Genomic DNA, 2,140 nt, shown 5'->3' with positions numbered 1-2,140 from the left:
TCATTAAGCTTACAAAATGCAAGCGTTGACAATGAACTCGATTCAGACTGCTCGATGAGCGTTTGCCATTCTTGATTAGTGTGTCGTTTTCCCATTTCAAATCTCCTCATGGTTGGAGACTTGATCTTATTCTTCGCGCTAGGCGATTAGAATGCGGGCTTTATGGAGCGCTTACGCTTAACTCGATACATCGCGGTTTCTGAGAGTGAAGGTTTGTGGTATCCATACCGCTTTTTCCAATACTTATTTGAGCCGTATAACTTCTGAAAACCCACGGCGAGGTTTCTAGGGTGACCCCGCACCCAGAAGGCTGTTTCTTGACTCGATAAATCCTTGCAACGCTCTCAGTGGCATAGAAAAAACTCGTTTTAACATGAGTACTGTCGTGATAACTAAATCACCGAACCGATGTGGCCTCCAGCGCTTATTCTGTTTGCTTTTCGCCCACCCACTTATCGCCTCCTCATCAATCCAAAGGTCAAAGAGCCACGGTTAATGAGTGATTAGTTGTTTTACTTCCAGTTGGTTGTTTTGTAACGTTGTTTAGGCATGGGGCTACGAGAGATAGTGGACGTAACGGATCAGATCGTAGTTTCTGTTTAGTTCCATTGAATTACGCAACAAAGCCTAAAATCACTTAAAGTGAACCTGTGTATGGTAGAGTATCGTTTTATAATTAAGGCAGCATTGCGTGAGACAGCAATAGCACGTTCTTTTGTACACAAAGATATTTTTACGTCAAGGGGAAGTCCTTGCTTCTTAAGTATTTAGGGAAGCATAGACGAGTGTAGTAAGTGCCGGATGGCGATTTGAGTAAGTACATTGTCTCAGTCAATCCTATTTTGATTGAGCAAGTACACCTAGATACAAAAAAGCCGTTGATAATCAACGGCTTTTTTGTTTTGAATGTGGCGGAGAGATAGGGATTTGAACCCTAGATACGCTATTAACGTATGCCGGTTTTCAAGACCGGTGCTTTCAACCACTCAGCCATCTCTCCGTTGCGGGACGTATAATAGGGTGAGGCAGAAACGTTGTAAAGCATTGTTTTAATGAAAAAGAACGGATTGCTTATTTTGTGGTCACACCTAAAGATGGAAGCAGTGCGATGGAATACCCAAAAGGGTGATTGTTACAGTATTTTGTAGAGTATTTGCGTTATGTTGTGGTGCCTTAATAAAATAGTGTTTTATTTATATCTTTATGAAAAATAAGAACTAAATGACTTTGAGTAAACATGTGTTCGCCCGAAAGTGTTTGCAACATAATGTGAACTAATTCAAAATTCACTGGTAGAGCCAGTTGTGCTGAATTTATCTAAGGGTTTTTATGAAAGTCACAAGTCTATTTAAAGACAAAGTTGGTGCGATTTCTGCTCACCAATCAGAGTTTATGAATTGGATGTCTCCAACGCTACGCGATTACTGGAGTGACTTCTTAGGTCGAGCACAAAGCAGCTTCTTATTTTCTAAAGTACGCGATCACCAGCAACCTGCTGTTAACGAAGAAGTAATCCCTCAACCTGAGCCGATCGTGCTTAAGCCAGAAGCGCAAGTTCTATTTGATGAGCTAAGCGACAAGGTGGGCGAAGTGATTCACGTGGGTGACTGGGTTTATGTATCTCAAGAGCGTATTAACCAATTCGGCTCTGTAACTGAAGATATGCAATGGATTCACACGGATCCTGAGCGTGCGGCTTCTGAGTCTCCATTCAAAACGACGATTGCACACGGCTTCCTAACGCTAGCGCTATTGCCTAAGCTGACAGACTCTGTTGACCCATCAAACCCAATGTTCCCAACGGCAAAGCTAGTGGTGAACCTAGGTCTGAACCGAGTGCGTTTCCCATACCCAGTGAAAGCGGGTAACAACGTTCGTGCATCAAGTACGCTAACTAAAATCACGCCAATCAAGAAAGGTCTTGAGATAGAGCGTGAAATCAAAGTAGAAATCGAAGGTGTGCGTCGACCTGGAGCAGTGGTTGTTTCAGTGATTCAATTGCACTTCTAATCGAATTCAAAGATTCAAACAAAAAAGAGAGCCGGATTTGGCTCTCTTTTTTTATGGTGCGCCGAGCATGGCGTTGATCTAGGGGGTGAAAGTCCTCTACGGGCTCAGTCGAGCGAGAACCGTTAGCCTA

The 2,140-nt window shown here is 43.0% G+C and carries 1 protein-coding gene, 1 tRNA gene and 2 pseudogenes; 1 reads left to right on the top strand and 3 read right to left on the bottom strand.

Features of this window, described 5'->3' with window-relative positions:
* The 3 genes and pseudogenes from KIV40_RS35445 to KIV40_RS16435 all read right to left on the bottom strand — a co-directional run.
* Positions 1-95: pseudogene (locus KIV40_RS35445) on the bottom strand (IS66 family insertion sequence element accessory protein TnpB); the annotation flags it as partial.
* Between the two features lie 78 nt (positions 96-173).
* Positions 174-497, bottom strand: a pseudogene (locus KIV40_RS16440) (transposase); the annotation flags it as partial.
* A 412-nt stretch (positions 498-909) separates the two neighbouring features.
* Positions 910-1,000 (bottom strand) — tRNA-Ser (locus KIV40_RS16435).
* 329 nt (positions 1,001-1,329) lie between these two features.
* Here KIV40_RS16435 and KIV40_RS16430 point away from each other — a divergent pair.
* Positions 1,330-2,010: a MaoC family dehydratase gene (locus KIV40_RS16430; RefSeq protein WP_285350252.1), complete on the top strand. Its 681-nt coding sequence runs from the start codon at positions 1,330-1,332 to the stop codon at positions 2,008-2,010.
* Positions 2,011-2,140 lie beyond the last annotated feature (130 nt).

It is taken from the genome of Vibrio sp. D173a (assembly GCF_030248475.1).
Note: the sequence above shows the minus strand (reverse complement) of the source record. Positions and strands in the feature narration are given on the sequence as shown.